The organism is Streptomyces albofaciens JCM 4342 (assembly GCF_008634025.1).
Lineage (GTDB): Bacteria > Actinomycetota > Actinomycetes > Streptomycetales > Streptomycetaceae > Streptomyces > Streptomyces albofaciens.
Map to the genome: position 1 here is coordinate 4232809 of NZ_PDCM01000001.1, position 20356 is coordinate 4253164.

Annotated in this window: 15 protein-coding genes; 3 read left to right on the forward strand and 12 right to left on the reverse strand. The window is 74.2% G+C overall.

The window, feature by feature from the left end; all coding sequences use genetic code 11:
- Positions 1-122: 122 nt before the first annotated feature.
- The 12 genes from CP973_RS18860 to CP973_RS18915 all read right to left on the reverse strand — a co-directional run bounded on the left by CP973_RS18860 (position 123) and on the right by CP973_RS18915 (position 13150).
- Entirely contained in the window at positions 123-1442 is a 1320-nt protein-coding gene (locus CP973_RS18860; protein WP_150242228.1) for an extracellular solute-binding protein, read from the reverse strand.
- Positions 1439-2500, reverse strand: a complete 1062-nt coding sequence (locus tag CP973_RS18865; RefSeq protein WP_244409598.1) for a GNAT family N-acetyltransferase — start codon at positions 2498-2500, stop codon at positions 1439-1441. Before CP973_RS18865 ends, CP973_RS18860 begins: the two co-directional genes overlap by 4 nt.
- Entirely contained in the window at positions 2497-3057 is a 561-nt protein-coding gene (locus CP973_RS18870) for an SRPBCC domain-containing protein (protein WP_208853211.1), read from the reverse strand. The genes CP973_RS18865 and CP973_RS18870 overlap by 4 nt, the downstream gene beginning before the upstream one ends.
- A 103-nt stretch (positions 3058-3160) precedes the next feature.
- Positions 3161-3841, reverse strand: a complete 681-nt coding sequence (locus tag CP973_RS18875) for an alpha/beta hydrolase (protein ID WP_150242230.1) — start codon at positions 3839-3841, stop codon at positions 3161-3163.
- 182 nt (positions 3842-4023) lie between these two features.
- Complete coding sequence (locus CP973_RS18880; protein ID WP_150242232.1) at positions 4024-5016, reverse strand: zinc-dependent alcohol dehydrogenase family protein; 993 nt, start codon at positions 5014-5016, stop codon at positions 4024-4026.
- The gene (locus CP973_RS18885; protein ID WP_150242234.1) at positions 5013-5879 is read right to left on the reverse strand and encodes a carbohydrate ABC transporter permease; all 867 of its coding nucleotides are present in this window, start codon (positions 5877-5879) and stop codon (positions 5013-5015) included. Before CP973_RS18885 ends, CP973_RS18880 begins: the two co-directional genes overlap by 4 nt.
- Entirely contained in the window at positions 5876-6736 is an 861-nt protein-coding gene (locus CP973_RS18890; RefSeq protein ID WP_150243757.1) for a carbohydrate ABC transporter permease, read from the reverse strand. Before CP973_RS18890 ends, CP973_RS18885 begins: the two co-directional genes overlap by 4 nt.
- Positions 6737-6854: 118 nt before the next feature.
- Positions 6855-8264: an ABC transporter substrate-binding protein gene (locus CP973_RS18895; protein WP_425281977.1), complete on the reverse strand. Its 1410-nt coding sequence runs from the start codon at positions 8262-8264 to the stop codon at positions 6855-6857.
- A gap of 178 nt (positions 8265-8442) precedes the next feature.
- The gene (locus tag CP973_RS18900; protein WP_150242236.1) at positions 8443-9204 is read right to left on the reverse strand and encodes a DeoR/GlpR family DNA-binding transcription regulator; all 762 of its coding nucleotides are present in this window, start codon (positions 9202-9204) and stop codon (positions 8443-8445) included.
- Between the two features lie 316 nt (positions 9205-9520).
- Positions 9521-10771, reverse strand: coding sequence for a helix-turn-helix domain-containing protein (locus CP973_RS40890; RefSeq protein ID WP_244409599.1), 1251 nt, complete (start codon positions 10769-10771; stop codon positions 9521-9523).
- Between the two features lie 124 nt (positions 10772-10895).
- Complete coding sequence (locus tag CP973_RS18910; protein WP_150242238.1) at positions 10896-12251, reverse strand: erythromycin esterase family protein; 1356 nt, start codon at positions 12249-12251, stop codon at positions 10896-10898.
- 104 nt (positions 12252-12355) lie between these two features.
- Positions 12356-13150, reverse strand: a complete 795-nt coding sequence (locus CP973_RS18915; protein WP_150243762.1) for an SDR family NAD(P)-dependent oxidoreductase — start codon at positions 13148-13150, stop codon at positions 12356-12358.
- A gap of 218 nt (positions 13151-13368) precedes the next feature.
- On the opposite strand from CP973_RS18915, the gene CP973_RS18920 reads away from it, so the two are divergent.
- From CP973_RS18920 to CP973_RS18925, 3 genes are all read left to right on the forward strand, one after another.
- Entirely contained in the window at positions 13369-13596 is a 228-nt protein-coding gene (locus tag CP973_RS18920) for a DUF5133 domain-containing protein (RefSeq protein ID WP_150242240.1), read from the forward strand.
- Positions 13597-13697: 101 nt separating this feature from the next.
- Positions 13698-13856, forward strand: a complete 159-nt coding sequence (locus tag CP973_RS40040; RefSeq protein ID WP_167538368.1) for a hypothetical protein — start codon at positions 13698-13700, stop codon at positions 13854-13856.
- Positions 13857-14074: 218 nt separating this feature from the next.
- Positions 14075-20308 carry a non-ribosomal peptide synthetase gene (locus CP973_RS18925; protein WP_280119007.1) on the forward strand — a complete coding sequence of 2078 codons (6234 nt, stop codon included), beginning with the start codon at positions 14075-14077 and terminating at the stop codon, positions 20306-20308.
- Positions 20309-20356: the final 48 nt, after the last annotated feature.

Sequence of the window (20356 nt, forward strand, 5' to 3'; positions counted from 1 at the left end):
CTCGGGCGCCGGGCCTCGCCGCCGTCGCCGTCCGCGCTTCCGACCGTTGTCGCCATGCAGCACCAGCCTTTCGGGGACGGGCGGACCGGCCGACGGGAGCAGGCCCGGGGCAGGCCGCGCGGTCAGCGGGAGAGTTCCTGGTCGATCTGGCGCACGGCGTTGCGCACGGCCGCGTCCGGCGGATGGCGGCCGGTCCACATCTCCTCGATGTTCTTGCGCAGCAGCGCCTTGGCCTTCTGCGCGCGCGGCCCGTTCGGCTCCGGCGTGGCGTAGTCCAGCGCGTCGACGAACGGGCCGAGGTTCTGGTCGCCCCCGGCGGCCAGCAGCGCCCGCATGTCACCGGTACGGCCGGTCATCGTGCCGACGGACATCTGGAGGACGCTCATCCGCGTGGCCCGTACGGCCGCGGCCCGGCCCGCCCCGGGGCCGGCCGGCACCACCTCGTCGTTCAGCCAGCGCAGGAACTCCCAGGCCTCCCGCTGGTGCCCGCTCTTCGCGTTGACGCCCAGCAGGAAACCGGTGGTGACCGTGCCCCGGTTGCCGGGCGCGGGACCCGGCACCGGCGCCACCCCGACATCGCGGTAGTCCCGGCCCATCGTCTGCTTCAGGCTGCCGGTCCACCACGCGCCGCTGACCGCCATCGCCACCCGGCCCGCGGGGAACGCCTTCATCAGGTCGATGCCGGGGTCGCTCGCGCCCCGGTCGATCAGGCGCCGCTCCAGCGCGAAGACGGCGCGTCCGGCGGGGGAGTCGAGGGCGCTGTGCGTACCGTCCGGGTGGAGGAACGATCCGCCACGGGATGCCAGCAGTGCCAGGGTCTGGTTCACCACCGTGGAGTCGTCCGTCCGCGACAGCCCGAAACCCTGCACGAGCGTATTGCCGTGCCGGTCGCGCCGCGCGGTCCGGTACGCGGTCTCCTCCAGCTCCCGCCAGGTGCGCGGCGGCCCGGCCAGCCCGGCCGCGCGCAGCAGCCGCTTGTTGTAGTAGAGCGCGTACGACTGCACCTCGGTGGGATAGCCGAGGGGCCGGCCCCGTACCGACGCCGCCCGGACCGCGGGACGGGCGAAACCGCGCTCGATACGGGCGGCGTCCCCGGACGGCGCCGGCCGCACCACCCCCGCCTGCGCCAGCTGCCCCGCCCACAGGCTGTACGGGTGGATGATGTCCGCGCCCTGGCCGGCGGCCTGACGCACCATCAGGGTGGTCAGCAGATCCTGGAAACGGACCGCAGTCGTCCGTACGTGCACCCGGTCGTGCGCCGCGTTCCACTCGTCCACCACGCGCTGCAACGCCGACTTCAGCGGGTCGGTCGCGTAGTGCGACAACAGCGTGAGCACGACCGGGTCGCCCGGGCGGCCGCCGCCGCCCCGGCCGGGGGCGCCGCAGCCCGCCGCGCTCGCCGCCGCTCCCGCCAGCCCCGCCAGGACCCGGCGCCGCTTCATGGCCGTACCTCCCGCCGTAAGACCTGGAACCTGCGGGTCGTGGCGAACCCCGCCGCCCGGTACAGCTGCCCGGCCGGGCTGTGCTCGCCGGTCCACAGGAACCATGCCGTGTGCGCGCCCGCCGCCCGCATCCGCTCCAGCGCCAGGTGCAGCAGCACCTTGCCCAGGCCGGTGCCGCGCTGGTCGGCCCGTACGCCGAACGGCCCGAACCGCTCGGTCAGCCCTTCGTACGCACCGTGCATCGCCCACCCCACGACCCGGCCGGCCGGGTCGTGGGCCGTCACGATGCGGTCCGGGGGCGCGCCGGTGTCGAGCGCGTGCCGGATCGTCCGTGGCCAGTCCGGGCCGAACTCGTCCTCGGCCAGCCGCAGCAGCCCCACCAGGTCGTCGTCCCGTGGAGTGCCGAAGCGGTAGCCCCCGGCGGCCAGTGCGTCGGCCCGCTGCCGTACCGCTTCGGGCATCCGGTGGCCGACCAGGCCGCGGTCCATCGCGACGGCTTCGAGCCGGGGCGTGAAGCCCAGGTCCGTCAGCAGCCGGGCGGCCTCCGGATAGGCGTCCCGGTCCAGGCCGGGGAGGAAATAGTGCGGGGTGTACGAGGCGAAGTCGACGCGGGTACGGCCGTGTCCGGCGAGCCAGCCGAGCACGCCGGTGAGCAGCCGGCGCCCCAGCCCGGCGCGGCGGACGGCCGGATCGACGAAGAAGAACGGGATCCAGCCCTGCTCCGGCTCCAGATCGCTCCCGCCCACCGGCACCCTCCGGCGAACCCCGTACGCGGCGCCGACCACCTCGCCGTCCCGCACGGCGACGCGCAGGCCCGCCGGGTCGAAGTTCGGGTCCAGCAGGACGTGGCGGCGGAACCGCTCCCGAGTGACGGGGTCGTACGGGACGCTGCGCGCCCACGCCGAGACGAGCGGGGCACCGTCGCCGGGGGCGAAGGTCCGGACTCGGACTTGGCCGGTGGGCGATCCACCATCCAGCCGGGACCGCCCGTCCCGTCCACCCGCTCCCTCCCAACCGTCCCGCCCGCCCGCGACGCCGGGGGGCACCGGCCCGGTCACCGCTCCTGCCCGACGCCCGCGGGCGGTCCTTCCTGTGGGCCGAGGACCGGCTCGAACGCCTCCGTATAGCCGTCGAACAGGGGCTGCCAGTCCGGGGCCTGGGCGGGGCCGTCGGTCAGCCTCGCGAGGCAGACCTGCCAGCCGGCCGCGTTGCGGGCCGCCGTGCCGGGAGCGCAGCGGTAGGTGAACACGAGGAGGGTGTCGCCGTCCGGCCGCGGTGACAGTTCGAACCGCAGCGTCTCGGCTCCCCAGGTGTACGCCAGCAGACGGGGCCGGTCGGCTTCCAGGACCTCACCCGTCAGCGCGGGGCCCTCGGCCCCGGGGAAGGTGAACGTCAGCGGGGCACCGGCGGACCACGGCTCCGTGCCGCCGGCGGCGATCGCGCTCGGGAACCACCCGGCCAGTTCCTCGCGGTCCGTCAGCGACCGCCACACCGCCTCGGGAGGCCGCGGGAGCACCCGCTCGAAGCGGAGCACCGGCCGGGCGCCTTCCAGGTACAGCGTCGCGTTGTCCATCGGCGTCCTCTCGTCCAGACCCGTACGAGCCGGCAGGGCCATGGTCCCCGCCTTCCGCCCAGGCTCCAACACCTCCCGCGTCACGGGCCGAAGGACGTGCACGCCGACGGCGATCGGCCGCCGTCAATCCCCCGATCGGGTCCGCTCATGCTCCACTCAGGCGCATCACCCGCTCCGCCAGCTCACGGGGGCGGCTCAGGAACGCGCAGTGGCCGCCGTCCATCTCCTCCGGCTCGATGCTCAGCCGCTCCCGCACCAGGCCGCGGAGCCACCCGGCGGGGAAGAGCTGGTCGTCGCGGCAGAGCAGGAACGAGGTCGGCACCTCCGGCCAGCGGTCGAGCGGCCACGGACGCCCGAAGGGGCCGCCGGACTGCGCCCGTCCCCGGGCCGCCGACTCGGCCGCCAGCTCCGGTGGCACATCGTGGAAGAAGAGCACGCTCGCGTCCGGCGGGCCGCCGTCCAGCCGCTCCCGCTCGGCCATCACCGCACTGTGGCCGGTGTTCTCCCACCAGTCGCCCGGTGGTTCGCCGGGCGCCGGCAGCATGGCCGCCACCAGCACCATCCGCGCCACCGGTATCCGTTCGCACACCAGCGGCGCGGTGAACCCGCCCAGTGAGTGGGCGACGAGGACGATGTCCGTACGGCCCGCGGCCGCCCGGACCACCGCGTCGGCGTACTCGGCCAGGCCCGCCGACGGGTCGTCGTTCGGCAGGTCCACCGCGACCGCGTCATGGCCGTGGCGCCGCAGCTCGTCCCCGACCAGCTGCCAGTCCCAGGGGACGCCCCCGGCCCCCGGGACGATCACGTAACTCTTCTTGCCCGCCATGCCCCTCGCCCCCCTCCGACGCGGCGGCCCGGACCGCTCCGGCAGCTCTCCGGACCCGCCACCGCATCATGCCGCAGGGGTCTGACAACGGCATTGGATCAAGGCGTGACCTGCATGGAGGCGTGTCCTGGAGCAAGGCGTGTCCTGGAGCAACGCGTCCCCGGATCAAGGCATGACCCGTATCAAGGCGTCACCTGGATCTTCCGGCCCTGTCCCGCCTTGAAGCGGTCCATCGCCTCGGCGTAGCGGTCCAGGGGCAGCCGGTCGCTGATGAAGACCTCCGGGTCCAGGACGCCCGCGGCGAACAGCTCCGCGGCCCGCTCGTAGCTGTGCAGCACGGCCATCGAGCCGGTGATGGTGATCTCCTGGTTGTAGATCCGGTACGGCTCGATCGTGGCGCGTGTCGCGTAGTCGGAGACGCCGAACTGGAGGAACGTGCCGCCCTTGCCGACGCGGCCCAGCCCGTCCTGGATGGCGTGCGCGTTGCCGGTCGCGTCGATGACCACCTCCCAGCCGCGCGGCCGGTCCAGCTCGTCGGCGGAGGCGGCCGCGTTGCTGCACCCCAACTGCCGTGCGGTGGCCAGGCGTTGCGGGTTGACGTCGAGCATGTCGACGCTCGCCGCGCCGGTGCGCTTGGCCAGCTCCAGCATCATCAGCCCCATCGTCCCGGACCCGTAGATCAGCACATGGGTGCCGAGCTGCTGGGAGCGCAGGATGTCGTAGCCCCGCACGGCGCAGGACAGCGGCTCGATGAGGGCCGCGTCCTCGGTCCGCACGTGCTCGGGCAGCTGCACGCAGTTCGCGGCGGGCGCGACGGCGAACTCGGCGGCGCCGCCCGCCGTCGTCACGCCGATGGCGGCCCACCGTTCACACAGGTTGTTGCGTCCGATGCGGCAGTAGTGGCACGCGTGGCAGTACAGGGACGGATCGACGGCGACCCGGTCGCCCTCGGCCAGACCGGTGACCCCGGCGCCCAGGGCGACGACCGTACCGGCGAACTCGTGACCGGGCACGACGGGCAGCGTCGGCGCGAACTCGCCCTGGAGGATGTGCAGATCGGTGCCGCACAGCCCGCAGCCCGCCACGTCCACGACGACCTCACCGGGCCCGGGCGCCGGATCGTCGACGGTGGTGACCTCGACACGGCCCGGGGCGCTGATCACTGCGGCCTTCATTTCACGGCTCCTAGGGAGAGGCCCTGGACGAGCTTGTCCTGGGCGGTGAACCCGGCGGCGAGCACCGGGAGGGAGATGACGGTGGCGGCGGCGCACACCTTGGCCAGGAACAGGCCCTGGCTGGTCACGAACCCGGTCAGGAAGACCGGGGAGGTCCCGGCGACGATGCCGGTGAGCACCCGGGCGAACAGCAGCTCGTTCCAGCTGAAGATGAAGGAGATCAGCGCGGTGGCCGCGATGCCGGGCAGCGCGACCGGCGCGACGATGCGCACCAGCGTCGTCGGCAGCCCGGCGCCGTCGATGGACGCCGCCTCCAGGATCTCCGCCGGCACCTCGGCCAGGAAGGAGCGCATCATCCACACCGCGATCGGCAGGTTCATCGAGGTGTAGAGGATGACGAGCAGCCAGATGTTGTCGAGCATCCGGGTGTTCTGGGCGATCAGGTAGACCGGCAGCAGTCCCGCCACCAGCGGCAGCATCTTGGTGGACAGGAAGAAGAAGAGCACGTCGCTCCACTTGCGCACCGGCTTGACGGACAGCGCGTACGCCGCCGGGACGGCGAGCGCCAGCACCAGCAGCGTGGACGCCACCGACGCCGTCAGCGAGTTGAGCAGCGGCGGCCAGGGGCTGACGCCGGTGCCCGCGCCGAAGAACTCCCGGTAGCCGTGCAGCGTCAGCCCGGCGCCGACGCTCGGCGGGTTGGCGGCCGCGTCCGCCTCGCTGTGGAAGGAGGTGAGCACCATCCACGCCACCGGCAGGAAGAAGGCGATGCCGCAGAGCCAGGCGGCCAGGCCCAGCAGGCTCCCGGTGCGCCGGCGGCGCCGTCCGGCGGGGGCGGCGGCCCGTACCGCGGTCGCAGTCATCGGGTGACCTCCTCACGGAGCAGGGACGAGACGGTACGCAGCGCGAAGGTCGCCACCAGCAGGGAGCAGACCACGACCACGACGCCCTGCGCGGAGGCCCGTCCGTAGTCGTGCGCCTGGTAGAAGGTCTGGTAGATGGTGTACGGGAGGTTGCCGGTGCCCAGGCCGCCCGAGGTGATGGTGAACACCGCGTCGAAGTTCTGCACGACGTAGACCGTGCCGAGCAGTGCGGCCAGTTCCAGGTAGCGGCGCAGGTGGGGGAGGGTGAGGTAGCGGAAGACGTCCCAGGTGGAGGCGCCGTCCACGCGCGCCGCCTCGACCGCGTCGGCGGGCCGGCTCTGCAGCCCGGCCAGCAGGATCAGCATCATGAACGGCGTCCACTGCCAGATCAGCGCCACCTCGACCGCCGCCAGCGGCGAGGCGGTCATCCAGTCCGGCTGCGGCGGGTCGGCGCTGCCGAACAGCTTCCATATCCAGGTCAGCGATCCGTTGATCAGCCCGTACGAGGCGTTGTAGAGCGCGTGCTTCCACAGCAGCGCGGCGGCGACCGGCACGACCAGGAACGGGGTGATCAGCATCGTACGGACGATGCCGCGGCCCTTGAACTTCCGGTCCAGCAGCAGCGCGAGTCCCAGCCCCAGCACGAGGCTGACCAGCACGACGGTCACGGTCAGCAGGACCGTCGTCCAGATCGCGGAGCGCAGCGCGGGGTCGGTGAAGACGGCCTTGTAGTTGTCGAAGGCGGCGAAGCCCCGGTTCTCGGGGGCCAGCGCGTTCCACCGCACGAAGGAGATGACCACGGTCGCCACGAAGGGCAGCTGGGTCACCACGATCAGGAACACCAGGGCGGGCAGCAGCGGCGCGCGGCGCGCCCAGGCGGCGGCGCGGCCGGCCGTACGGGCGCCGCCGCGCGGCCGGGCCGCGGCGGCGCCGGGGCTCCGCGTCCCGCTCAGACCGTCCCGCTCCTCCCGGTCCTCAACGCTTCGCGTAGGCACGGGCCACCTCCTCCGCCAGCCGCTGGCTCTTGTCGAGGGCCTCCGGCACGCTCTGCCGCCCGGCGATCGCCGAACTGACCTCGTGCGAGACCTTGGTGCCCAGATCGGAGAACTCGGGGATGCCGACGAACTGGATGCCGGGCGCGGGCCGCGGCTGCACCCCGGGGTCGTCGGGGCGCGCCGAGGTGATCGCGTTCTTCGTCGCCGCGGCGAACGCCCCGGACCGGCGCAGGTAGTCGGGGTCGCGGTAGGTCGAGGCGCGCTTCCCGGCCGGCACCTTCGACCAGCCCAGCCGTTCGCCCACCAGCCGCTCGTAGCCCTTGCCGGACGCCCAGGAGATGAACTTCCAGGCGGCGTCCTGGTGGGTGCTCGCCTTCTGGACGCCCCACGCCCAGGTGTAGAGCCAGCCCGAGCTGGCCGTCCGCTCGACCGGCGCGGGCGCGTAGCCGACCTTCCCGGCGACCTTGGAGTCACCGCTCTCCAGCGATCCCGCGCCGGCGGTCGCGTCGTACCACATGGCGACCTTGCCCTGCTGCATGTCGTTAAGGCACTCGGTGTACCCGGCCTGCGGGGCGCCCGCCTCCCCGTGTTCGCGCAGCAGGCCGACGTAGAAGCGGGTGGCGGCGGTGAACTCCGGGCTGTTGACGCGGGCCTGCCAGTCCTTGGTGAACCAGGTGCCGCCGAAGGTGTTCACCACCGAGGTCAGCGGCGCCGCGAGCTGCCCCCAGCCGGGCTGGCCGCGCAGGCAGATGCCCTTCATGCCGGGCCGGGCGCCGTCGAGCTTCGCCGCGAGCGCCGCGACCTGCTTCCAGGTGGGCTTGGGCGGCATCGTCAGCCCCGCCTCCCGCAGCACGTCCTTGCGGTACATCAGGAACGACGACTCCCCGTAGAACGGCTGGGCGTAGACCTTCCCGTCGGCCGCGGTCAGCGACTTGCGTACGGGGGCGAGCAGGTCCGCCTGGTCGAAGGAGGTGTCCCGCGCGGCCCGCTCGCCGAGCGGGCTCAGCCAGCCGTTGCGGGCGTAGATCGGGGTCTCGTAGTTGCTGAGGCTGGCCACGTCGTACTGGCCGGCCTGGCTGGAGAAGTCCTGGCTCATCTTGTCGCGCAGGTCGTCCTCGGGCAGCACGGTGTAGTTGACCTTGATGCCGGTCCGCCGCGTGAAGTGCTCGGCGGTCAGCCGTTGCAGGTCCACCATCTGCGGGTTGTTCACCATCAGGACGTTGATGGTGTCCCGGCCCTCGTTGCCGAGATCGCCGGCGCCGCGGTAGCAGCCGCCGAGGGAAAGCGCGACGGCGACGGTGGCGGCCACCAGGCCCACCGGGCCGCGGCGCCTGGGACGTACGGCGGACCGCTCGCCGCGAACGGTCCGTCCGGGGGATCGTGCTCGCACGGCTCAACACCTCTCTGCTGGGAAAACTCACCGGCCGGGGCGACCCGCCGGGCGCGGTCGCGGGCACGGCGGACCGCGGGCCCGCACGCCGGCTCCCGTGCGGCCCGTCCTGCGGCGGTCGTGCCGTGTCGTGCGCACGCCCGTCCGGGCGCGGATTCTCCTCGGGGACGCGTCCTCTTCAGGCCCGGAGCACCTGCGGTCCCAGCAGCGTGTACCGATGGGCCTCCGACGCGGAGAGGCCGGTGTCCGTGACGATCGTGTCCATGTCGCGTACGGCGGCGAACCGGCAGAAACTGCTCGCGCCGAACTTGCTGTGCACCCCGATCAGCACCCGCCGCCGCGACGAGCGCACCGCCTGCGCCTTCACCTCGGCGACGGTCGGGTCGGGCGTGGTCAGGCCGTGCTCGCGCGAGATCCCGTTGGCCCCGAGGAACGCCAGGTCGATGACGAACCCGGCGAGCATGTCCCGGGCCCAGGACCCCACCGCGGCCTGGGTGCCGGACCGCACCCGCCCGCCGAGCAGCAGCACGGTGATCGCGTCGGAGGCGGAGACCAGCGACGCGGTGCGCAGCGAGGAGGTCACCACGGTCAGCTGCCGGTCCGCGGGCAGCAGCATCGCCACCAGCTCGGGGGTGTACCCCTCGTCGACGAAGACCGTCTCGGCCTCGCCGACGAGCTGGACGGCGGCCGCCGCGATCCGCCGCTTCTCCGCCACGTGCTGGGTCTCGCGCCGGGCCAGCGTCGTCTCGAACCCGGCGCTCTCCACCGGGTACGCGGCCCCGTGCGTGCGCCGGACCAGGCCGCGCCGTTCCAGTTCGCTCAAATCCCGCCGTACGGTCTCGCGCGCCACCCCGAACTCACCGGCCACGTCCGTGACGTCCACCCGTCCGGCCTGGCGGGCCAGCACGAGGATGCGGTGCTGGCGTTCCTCGGCTCTCACGGCGCACTCCTGCTCGGTTCCCTCGGTTCCACGGCGTTCCGTTCGGTCATCGTCCTGCCCGTTTCTGCCCGGCACCAGGTTTATAGCAAGCGACCGGGCGCGTTCCGATGCCCGTAACGGCAGAAAACCCGCCCGTTTCCGCCCGCTCGCGAGGCCGTGATCCCGGGCCGGGGCGCGGCGGCCCCGCCCGTTCGCCTTTCCGGCGGGCCCGTTCACCGGTGCCGGACGCCGGGCCCGATGGCCGGCGTATGGCCGGAACCCGACGCATGACGGACGGACCGGACCGGCGGCGGCCCGCGGGCCGGGAGCCGGTGCCTCAGCCCAGGACCAGCCGCTCGGTGTCGAAGTCGGCGATGACCTCCAGCCGGCCGCCGAGGGCCGTCACATAGGCGGCGAGCACACGGATCTCGACGGCGCCCGGCTCGGCCCGTTCCAGCGCCGCCACCCGGGCGACGGGTACCCCCATCAGTCCGGCGAGCTGACGCTGCGTCAGGCCCCGGCGGCGGCGAACCGAGGCCAGCCGCTGTCCCCGGTTGCGGGCCGTCAGCCGGGCCGCTCCGCTGTGCCGCTCCTCCTCGGTCCCGGGATACCAGTCACGGAAGCAGTCCCGGCCGCCCACGAATTCCGCGTCCTCCGCGCCCGGCTGCCGGCCGCGGCGCTCCCTCCTGGCGAGGCGCTCCCGGGCGAGCGGAAGGGCGTACTCGTACCAGTCCCACCACTGCGCGCGGTCCGCGCCCACCGCGAGCAGGACGACGGCTTCGGCCCGCCCGCCGGACGGCGCGGCCTCGACCGTGCACAGCACCCGCAGGTCCCGGCCGGTCAGCGCGGCCAGCCGCAGCTCGTACAGTTCCATGGCCGGCGGCCGTACGCCCAGCGGCACACGCACCTCGTGCTCCAGCCGCTCCGCCCCGTCGGCCATGTCGCGGGCTTCACCACGGGCCGCGGCGACCGTGCTGTCCGCGGCGGCACGGGCCGCCGCCGATTCCGCGCCGGGCGCCCCGTCCAGCTCTGCCAGCGCGTCGTGGACGTCCTGCTGGACGCGCCCGGCCTGCTGGACCGCCTCCACGCCCCGCCTGCGGGCCAGAAAGAGGTCGACCTGGTTCTGCACCCGCCGGCTGATCCCGACGAGATCGGCCTCCCGCTCGCGGACCCCGGCGGACGACTCGCCGAGCAGCGCCTGCCCCCGCCGTACGGCCGTACGCCGCTCCTCCGCCTCCTCGGCGAGGTCGGCGCGGCCCGAGCCGGCGGCCCGCGCCCCCAGCTCGGCCAGCCGCCTGGCCTGCCGCCCCAGTTCGCCGATCTGCCGGTCCAGTTGCTGCCGCGACGCCTTCACATCGGCCACCGCCCGCCGGACCTTCATCAGCAGCGCGAGCTGGCGCCGGTACCAGTAGTCCAGCGCCTCCCGCGGCTCGCCCGCCCGCAGCGCGGCCCCCACCGGGACGACCAGGGGCGGTCCCAGCCGCAGGCCCTCGGCCAGCAGCCCGGTGACCGCCTCCCCGACGAGCCGGGCGGCCGGGGGATCGTCACGGCGCAGGCGGTTCAGCCGGCTCCGTGCCTCACGTGTCACTACCAGCCCGTACGCCATGGCGGCCTCACTCCCCGACGACCCGTGCGAGAGTCCAGGCCTCCACTCTGCCGTTCCGGCCGGCCGCTGTCCCCGCATCGGGCGGACCGGGCCCGGGCGGCCCGCGTCAGAACCCGAGGTCGTCGGCGACGGTGGAGGCCGGGACGCTCAGGACGCCGTCGAAGGCGTCGAGCACGGGCGTGTGCAGATAGCCGCTGTGCATACGGATGCGGTCGGGGCCGCTCGCCGCCGTCCCGTCGCCCGGACCATGGTGCCCGCGCAGCCCGGCGAGGGCGATGCCGGAGCCCAGCCCCGCGTCCGCGACGGCGGCTTCGAGACTGCCGGGCTCGGGCGGGCCGAGCGGGGTGTCCTCGACCCGGAAGCCGAACGTGGTGTGCTCGTCGAGGCGCATCTCGGCGGTGCGGCCGCCGACGCTCGTCATGGCGAGCGCGAAGTAGTCGTCGCCCAGCGCGTGGTGCAGGTGGTGGCCCATGGGAAGCGACGTGAGACGGCCGTCGAAGAAGACCGGTGTCCGCTGGATGTGGGCGTTGTGCGCGGGCAGCACGACGCGCGTGCCCGGCGGGGTGTGGTCCAGGAGCCAGCGCACCGAGTCGGCCATGAACACCTCGCGGGCGGAGGCGTCGGCCACCGCACCGCGCCCGGCGTACAGCTCCGCCATGGCACGGAACTGGTGGTCGGTGTGGCACGCCGCCTCGGCCCGGTGCAGCGCGACGTCGTACTCCCACCGGCCGCCGCGCTCGACGTACAGCGGCTTCATGGCCCGCAGCCGGGTGCGCAGCCGGGTCAGCAGCGAGCTGAGGGAGTCCTGTTCGGCGGGCGCCAGCCGGGACCAGGCCGGCGCGGCGAGCGCCATGGAGGCACCCGCGAACCGTTCGGCGATCTTCATGGCGTCCTGGACCAGCGGCAGGCCGTCCGGGTCGACCTCGCGGAGGTACTCGGCGACCGGCGCCAGGGCCGGGAGCAGCGAGCCCCCGGCCTCGGGCACATCGACGCCGGCGAACCGTACGGGAAGCGTGGCCGTCCGGTTGTGGCGGCGCAGCCAGTGCAGCGGACCGGAGAGCCCGATCGGGATGGCGGCCCCGGTCTGCCGGTCGAAGTCCTCCTCCGTACCGGCCCCTTGGACCCACGCGTCCAGCGCGACGCCCTCGCTGAAACCGAATTCGAAGGCCAGGGCGGTGAAACCGCACCGCTGGACCAGGAAACGCAGCACGCGTTCGCGGGCCAGCCCGAATTCCCGGATGAAATGGGAATTCTCGCCGAGCGCGACGACCCGGGCGTCACCGATCAGCGCCCGCAGCGGTTCCAGGTCGTCGAGCGGGGCGTCGGGATCGAGGGTGTCGAGCACGGCGGCCCGTTCCCCCAGCCGGGCGGTGAACGGACTCCCGCCGCGCTCACCGCTCGCGCCGCCGGGATTCCGCTCCCGGTCCTCGGCCCGGTTTCGGTCGTGACTTCTTTCGGGCATGCCGGGTGCTCACTTTCTCGCGGGCGGGAAAACCGGTGGGGGACGGACGGCTGACGTACGGACGCGGCGACGGGGAAGCGGAGCGCGGCGCGGCGGCGACGGGCTCAGGGCAGGATCGCGTCCACGTACCCGCCGTCGACGCGCAGCGCGCCGCCCGTGGTCGCCGACGCCTGCGGCGAGCTGAGGTACACGACCATGTTGGCGATCTCCTCGGGCTCGATGAGGCGTTGCAGCAGCGACTGCGGACGGTGCAGGCGCATGAATTCGCGCTGGGCAGCGTCCCACGGAAGATCGCGGTCGACCAACTGATATACGAAGTCCTCGACGCCGCCGGTGTGCGTCGGCCCGGCGATCACCGAGTTGACGGTGACACCCGTCCCGGCGGCCTCCTTGGCGAAGCCCCGCGAGACGGCCAGCAGCGAGGTCTTGGACATGCCGTAATGGATCATCTCGGCGGGCACCACGACCGCGGAGTCACTGGCGATGTTCTGGACGCGTCCCCAGCCGCGCCCCTTCATCCCCGGCAGGTACGACCGGATCAGCCGGACGGCGCTGAGCACATTGGTCTCGAAGTAGGTGCGCCACTCCGCGTCGGTGATCTCCAGGGCCGGACGCGAGCCGAAGATGCCGAGGTTGTTCACCAGGATGTCGGTGTGCGGCACGGCCGACAGCAGGTCCTGCGCGCCGCTCTCGGTGGCGAGGTCGGCGGTGACGCCGGAGACCTCCGCCCCGGGCACCGCCTCCCGCAGCTGCCCGGCGGCGGTGTCGAGGCGCCCCGGGTCGCGCCCCGTGAGCACCACGCTCGCGCCCGCCCGGGCGAGGCCGGTGGCGATGGCGTGGCCGATGCCCTGGGACGAACCGGTCACCACGGCCGTCCGGCCGGAGAGGTCGATGTGCATGTCCGTGCTCCCTTCGCTCTGGCGGTACGTGCGCTGTGTCATGGCGTACGTGTGCTGCCCAGCATCGCGGGTACGGCCCGTCCGGTGTGCGGGGCGCGCGGGGCACGGTGTGAGCTGTGGGGCGTGTGATGAATCTCCTTCCTCGTGGGCATGGGGGCACGTGAGACGGGTAACAGCCGCCGTGAGCCAAGCCGCAGATATGACGGAAGGAGAAGAAGATGTTGTTGGCGCACCCGGTGGTGTTGGGTAACCTCGTCGACCAGTACGAGACACTGCGGGTGCTGCGTGCCCAGGACGGCAGTCCTGAGCTGCGGCGGCGGATGGACGATCTCGCCTACTCGCTGTGCATTTCCACCGGAACGAAGGACGTTGATGCGGCACTGGTCGCGGCCAGGCACCGGCTGCCCGGCACGGGCGTGCGGGAGGACTCCCTCCTGTCGGCCTGAAGGACCGTCCGCGCCTCGTTCCGGCGTCGTTGTAGATCCCGCATCCTCCCTCGCCGCGCGCGAGGGCCGGTGTGGCTGAACCGTTCGAGGACTGACCCCACATGACCGCTGCCCGCCTGCCCGCAGGACCGCCGATCTACGACAGCCTCATCGAGGAGCACGGCGACGTCCTGGCCCAGGTCCGCCAGGTGGCCAAGGAAACCGAGCGCGAGGCCGACGAACTGCTGGACTGGAGCGAGCTGCGCTCCGGCCGGGACTGACGGACCGTACGCCGCGGAGCCGGCCCGCCGCGCGCTGCGGGCCGGCTCGGGTCCCGCCGTCCTGCGGCGGCGCCGGCGCCCCGCGCCCCCGGACGCCGGCCGGCTGACCCGTTCACCTCAATTACCCGCGAGAAATTGCCCAGTTGGACGTCCCCTTTCGCGGCACCGGGCTGGATAGCATGGCCGGGATGTTGTGCTGAGCGGAGCGGGGGCCGCGCATGGGAAAGCGCGAATTGGCTGACATCTGGCCGCTGACAGCCATGCAAACGGGCATGTTCTTCCACGCCGGTTATGATCCGCGGGCCACCGACATCTATCGCAGCCAGACGGTCCTGGAATTCGAGGGGCCGCTCGACCTGGGGCTGCTGCGTTCCGCATTGCAGCGGCTGCTGCACCGGCACGCGCCGTTGCGCGCGGGATTCCGTACGCTGGAGTCCGGGGAAACCGTACAGTTCGTGCTGCGCGAGGCCGAGGTCCCCTGGACGGAAATCGACCTGGGCACGGCGGACGCATCCGTACCGCGGCAGGTGGCGGAGCGGGAATGGCGGCGCCGGTTCGACCTCGCCGAACCCCCGCTGCTGCGGGTCACGGCGCTGCGGCTGGCCGGCGGCCGCCACCGTGTTCTGCTGGCCCTGCACCACATTCTCTGCGACGGCTGGTCCCTCGCGATCCTCCTCGGCGAATGGATGACGCTGTACCGGCACGCGGGGGACCCCGCCTGCCTGCCGCCGGTGACGCCCTACGCCACGTACATGTCCTGGCTGGCCGGCCGGGACCGGGACGCCGCCCGCGCGGCCTGGCGGCAGGCGCTCGCGGGCGCCCGGCCCACCCTGGTCGCGGCGGGCAAGGGAACCGGCGCGCCGAAGGACCCGGCCGAGATCCCGGTCGGTCTCACCGCGCCGCTGGCCGCCCGGCTGGAACGGCGCGCGCGCCGCCTCGGCGTGACGGCGAGCACCCTGGTCCGCGGCGCGTGGGGCATCCTGCTGGGCAGGCTGACCGGCCGGGACGACGTGGTGTTCGGCACGACCTCGGCCGGCCGGCCGCCGGAGGTGCCGGGCATCGAGAACATGGTCGGGATGTTCATCAACACGCTCCCGGTACGGGTGCGTTGGGGCGAGCGCGAGCCGCTGGCGGGCTTCCTGCGGCGGCTCTCCGCCGAGCAGGCCGCGCTGCTGCCGCACGAGCACACCGGCCTGCCGGAGCTGCACCACCTCACCGGCACCCGGGAACTGTTCGACACGCTGGTCGTCTACCAGAACCTCCCGCAGGAGATGCCGTCCGGTGACCTCGCCCACGGGGTCCGGCTCGACGAGGTCACCGGACGGTCCGCGGCCCACTACCCCCTCGTCCTGAACGCGCTGCCCGGCGACTTCCGGCTCACCTACCGGCCGGACCTCTTCGGCCGGGACGCGGCCGAGGCGGTGGCGGCCCGCCTGGTGCGGGTGCTGGAACAGGTCGCGGGCGACCCCTCGGTACGGCCCGCGCGGCTCGACGCCCTGCTGGACGGCGAGCGCGAGCGGCTGACGACGGGGGTCAACGTCGGTCCGCCCGGCGTGACGGGGGAGACGGTGACCGAGGCCTTCGCGCGGGTGGTGGAGCGGTGCCGGGACCGGGTGGCCGTCGTCGGCGGGGGCGCGCGGTCGACGTACGGCGAGCTGGACCGGCGGGCGGCTGCCGTCGCCGGGTATCTGCGGGCCAGGGGGGTGGGGGAGGAGGACCGGGTGACGGTGCGGCTGCCCCGGTCCCCGGACCTGGTGGCCGTGCTGCTCGGCGTCGTCAAGGCCGGTGCGGCGTATGTGCCGGTCGACCCGGACGGCCCGCCGGGGCGCACCGGCCTGCTGACCGGCAACGCGGCGGCGGCCTTCGACGTGACCGGGGCCGTCGTGGCGGACGCCCTCGCGGGCACGGGCGGCACGGGGCCCGTACCGGCGCGGGTGACGGCCGGCTCGGCGTTCTCCGTGCTCCACACCTCCGGCTCGACCGGGGAGCCCAAGGGCGTGACGGTGACGCACGGCGGCGTCGCCGCGCTGGCGGCGGACCCCTGCTGGGGCGGCAGCGCCACCGGCCGGACGCTCTTCCACGCCCCGCACACCTTCGACGCCTCCCTCCTGGAGATCTGGGTGCCGCTGCTGAACGGCGGCTGCGTCGTGGTGGCCCCCGCGGGCGTCGCCGACTCCGACCTGCTGACGGGCCTGGTCGCCGACGCGGGCCTGACGACGGTCCACCTGACGGCCGGTCTGTTCCGGGTGCTGGCCCAGGAGACGCCGGAGTGCCTGGCCGGTCTGCGGCACGTCCTGACCGGCGGCGACGTGGTGCCCGCCGACGCCGTGGCGCGCGTCGTCCGCGCCTGCCCGGACGTGGAGATCCGCCACTTGTACGGGCCCACCGAGACCACCCTGTGCGCGACCGTCCACCGGCTCCGGCCGGGCGCCCCGGTGCCGGAGCCCCTGCCCCTGGGCGGCCCGCGCTCCGGCGTCCGCCTGTACGTCCTGGACGGCGGCCTGCGGCCCGCACCGGCCGGCGTCCCGGGCGAGCTGTACGTGGCCGGGTCCGGCGTCACACGCGGCTATCTGCACCGGCCCGCCCGCACCGCCGAACGGTTCGTCGCCTGCCCCTACGGCGGGCGCATGTACCGCACCGGCGACCTCGTCCGCTGGAACGCCGACGGGCACCTGGAATTCCTCGGCCGCACCGACGACCAGGTCAAGATCCGCGGCTACCGCGTCGAGCCGGGCGAGACGGCCGCCGTCCTGGCACGCTGCCCGGAGGCCGCCCAGGCGGCGGTCGCCGTACGGGAGGACACCCCGGGGCACAAGCGGCTGGTCGCGTACGTCGTCCCCGCGCGCCCCGGCGCCCCGGTCGCCGACGCCGTCCGGCGGTTCGCGGCCGCGCACCTGCCGGAGTATCTGCGGCCCGCCGCGACCGTCGTCCTGGAACGGCTCCCGCTCACCCCGAACGGCAAGGTCGACCGGGCCGCCCTGCCCGCCCCGGACCCGGCTCCCGAGGCCGCCGACGGCCGGGCGGGCACGCCGCGCGAGGACCTCCTGTGCTCCCTGTTCGCCCAGGTGCTGAAGGTGCCCCGGGTCCGCCCGGACGACAGCTTCGTGACGCTCGGCGGCGACTCGCTGCTGGCCACCCGGCTCGCGAGCCGCATCCGCACCGTTCTGGGCGTCGAAGTCTCCAACCGCATGCTGTTCGAGCAGCCGACCCCGGCACGGCTCGCCCGGCGCCTGGACCGGCTCGGCGCCGCGCGCCCGGCGGTGGCGGCCCGCGCCGCGCGGCCCACACCGCTGCCCATGTCCTCCGCCCAGCAGCGGATGTGGTTCCTCGACCGGCTGGAGGGCCCGGACAGCGTCAACAACATCACGCTGTGCCTGCGGTTGCGCGGCGCGCTGGACCGGGCGGCGCTGGAAGCCGCCTGGCGGGACACGGCCGTACGGCACGAGACGCTGCGCACGGTCTACGGGGAGGCGGACGGCGCTCCGTACCAGGAGGTCCTGGCGGAACCCGAGGTGTGCGCAGCGACCGTGGACGTGTCCGAGGAGCGGTTGCAGGACGCGCTCGCCGCCGAAGCGGGCCGGGGCTTCGACCTCACGGCCGCCCCGCCGTGGCGCGTCACCCTGTTCGCGACGGGCCCCGGCGAACACGTACTGCTCGTGGTGCTGCATCACATCTGCGCCGACGGCTGGTCGCTCGGCATCCTCGCCCGGGACCTGTCGGCCGCCTACACGGCGCGCGTCGGGGGACACGCGCCGGACTGGCCGCCGCTGCCCGTGCAGTACGCGGACTTCACGCTGTGGCAGCGCGAGCTGCTGGCGGGCGAGGAGGACCCGGCGAGCCTGTTCGGCGGCCAGCTCGCGTACTGGACCGGGGCCCTCGCGGACCTGCCGCACGAGCTGGACCTGCCCGCCGACCGGCCGCGCCCGGCCACCGCGAGCCACCGCGGCCGCACCCTGGCCGTCCGCACAACGGCCCGCACCCACCGGCGCCTGCTGGAGGCCACCCGGGAGTGCGGCGCCACCCTGCCGATGGTGACGCGGGCCGCGGCCGCGGTGCTCTTCTCCCGGCTGGGCGCGGGCGACGACATCCCGTTCGGCGCGCCGGTCGCGGGCCGGGTCGACGAGGCCCTGGACGACCTGGTGGGCTGCTTCCTGAACACGCTGGTGCTGCGTACGGACGTGCGCGGCAACCCCACGTTCGCCGAGCTGACCGGCCGGGTGCGCGAAGCCGACCTGGCCGCCTACAGCCACCAGGACCTGCCGTTCGACCGCCTGGTGGAAGTGCTGAACCCCGACCGGTCGCTGTCCCGGCAGTCGCTGTTCCAGCTCGGCTTCGCCTTCCAGAACACCCCGGACGCCGGACTCTCCTTCGCCGGGCTGACCGCGGCCCCCGAGCCGTGCGCGATCACCTCGACGCGGTTCGACCTCTCGCTCCTGCTGCGCGAGGGGCACGACGCGGACGGCGCCCCGGCGGGCCTGGTCTGCCACCTGGAGTACGCCACGGACCTGTTCGACGAGGACACCGTACGGGCGGTGGCGGACCGGCTGGTCCGCGTGCTGGAGCAGGCCGCGGACGATCCGTACGGACGGATCGGTGACCTCGACATACTGGACGGGGCCGAACGCCACCGGCTGCTGGCCGGCTGGAACGACACCGGGCGCCCGCTCCCGGACGGCACGCTCGTCGACCTCTTCCGGGCGCAGGCGGCCCGCACCCCGGACGCGGTGGCGCTGCGCTGCGGCTCCGACGCCGTGTCGTACGCCGAACTGGACGCGCGGACCGACCGGTTGGCGCGCCGCCTGACCGGTCGGGGAGTCGGCCCGGAGACCCGGGTCGGGCTGTGCCTGCCGCGCGGGGTGGACATGGTCGCGGCGATGCTGGCCGTGTGGAAGGCGGGCGGCGCGTACGTGCCCCTGGACCCGGACTATCCCGCGGACCGGCTCGCGTACATGGTGGCCGACAGTGGCGCGGCCCTCGTCCTGGCCACGGCCGGCACCGCGGCCGGCATCCCGCCCGGAGCGGCGGTGGCGGAGCTGGACGCGGCGGCGGGCGCCATCGGCGGGGAGACCTCGGAGCCGCTCCAACGGCCCCTGGAACTCGACCGGTTGGCGTACGTGATCTACACATCCGGTTCGACGGGCCGCCCCAAGGGCGTGGCCGTCCCGCACCGCGGCGTGGTCAACCTCGCGATGGCGCTGCGGCCGGTGCTCGGCGCGGGCGAGGGCGTGGCGGGGCTGCAGTTCGCGTCGTTCAGCTTCGACGCGGCGGTGATGGACGTGGCGGTCACGCTGGCCGCCGGCGGCACCCTGGTGATCGCCACCGGCCCGGAGCGCACCGACCCCGAGGCGCTGGCCCGCCTGGTCGGCGCCCACGGCGTCAGTACGGCGTGCATGGTGCCGTCCCTGCTCGGCATGCTCGACCCGGCGGCCCTGCCCGGGATACGGAACCTGGTCCTGGGCGCCGAGCGGCTGACCGCGGACCTGGCGAGCCGGTGGGCGGCGCGCACCCGGGTGTGGAACACCTACGGCCCCACCGAGACCACCGTGATCAGCACCGCCGTCCGGGTGGACCCGGGCACCGGCCCCCGGGACCGGCCGCCGCCCATCGGCCGCCCGGTCGACAACGTCCGCGCGTACGTGCTCGACGGCGCCCTGCGCCCGGTCCCGGCCGGGGTGACCGGCGAGCTGTACACCGCCGGGCCCGGCCTGGCCCGCGGCTACGTCAACCGGCCCGCCGCGACCGCGGAACGCTTCGTGGCCTGCCCGTACGGCGGCCGCATGTACCGCACCGGCGATCTGGTGCGGTGGGGCGCCGACGGCGGGCTGGAGTTCCTGGGCCGCGCCGACGACCAGGTCAAGATCCGCGGGTTCCGGGTCGAGCCGGGGGAGATCGAGGCGGTGCTCACCGCGCACCCGGCGGTCGCCCGGGCCGTGGTGACCGCCCGCGCGGACGGCACCGGCGACCGGCAGCTGATCGGCTACGTCGTCCCGGAGGAGCGCACCGACGGCGGACCGCCGCCGGACACGGACCCGCGGGTGCTGCGCGAGCACGTGGCCCGGTTCCTGCCGGGACACCTCGTCCCGGCGGCGATCGTGCCCCTCGAAGCGCTCCCGCTGACCCCGAACGGCAAGACCGACCGCGCCGCGCTGCCCGCCCCGGACCGCGTACGCCCGCCGGCCGACCGCGGTCCCCGCACCGCCACCGAACACGCCGTCCACCGGATCTGGTCCCAGGTGCTGGGCCGCCCGGAGTTCGGCGTGCGGGAGAAGTTCTTCGACGCGGGCGGCACCTCGCTGAAGCTGATGGCCGTGCGCAGCGAACTCGCCCGGTTCAGCGGCCAGGACCTGCCGGTCGCGCTGTTCTTCGAGCACTCGACCATCGAGGCGATGGCCGAGACCGTCGACCGCCGCCGCCCGGTCCCCGTGGACGACGACCACAGTCACGAGCTGTAGCGCGGACCGGCCGCCAGGGAACCGGACCGCTTCGAGAATCGGAGAAGC

Coding starts and splice junctions, on each gene's coding strand:
- CP973_RS18910 (WP_150242238.1), bottom strand. CDS start 12,251: ATGCCCGAAAGAAGTCACGACCGAAACCGGGCCGAGGACCGGGAGCGG.
- CP973_RS18920 (WP_150242240.1), top strand. CDS start 13,369: ATGTTGTTGGCGCACCCGGTGGTGTTGGGTAACCTCGTCGACCAGTAC.
- CP973_RS40040 (WP_167538368.1), top strand. CDS start 13,698: ATGACCGCTGCCCGCCTGCCCGCAGGACCGCCGATCTACGACAGCCTC.
- CP973_RS18875 (WP_150242230.1), bottom strand. CDS start 3,841: ATGGCGGGCAAGAAGAGTTACGTGATCGTCCCGGGGGCCGGGGGCGTC.
- CP973_RS18885 (WP_150242234.1), bottom strand. CDS start 5,879: ATGACTGCGACCGCGGTACGGGCCGCCGCCCCCGCCGGACGGCGCCGC.
- CP973_RS18860 (WP_150242228.1), bottom strand. CDS start 1,442: ATGAAGCGGCGCCGGGTCCTGGCGGGGCTGGCGGGAGCGGCGGCGAGC.
- CP973_RS18880 (WP_150242232.1), bottom strand. CDS start 5,016: ATGAAGGCCGCAGTGATCAGCGCCCCGGGCCGTGTCGAGGTCACCACC.
- CP973_RS18925 (WP_280119007.1), top strand. CDS start 14,075: ATGGGAAAGCGCGAATTGGCTGACATCTGGCCGCTGACAGCCATGCAA.
- CP973_RS18870 (WP_208853211.1), bottom strand. CDS start 3,057: ATGGCCCTGCCGGCTCGTACGGGTCTGGACGAGAGGACGCCGATGGAC.
- CP973_RS18915 (WP_150243762.1), bottom strand. CDS start 13,150: ATGCACATCGACCTCTCCGGCCGGACGGCCGTGGTGACCGGTTCGTCC.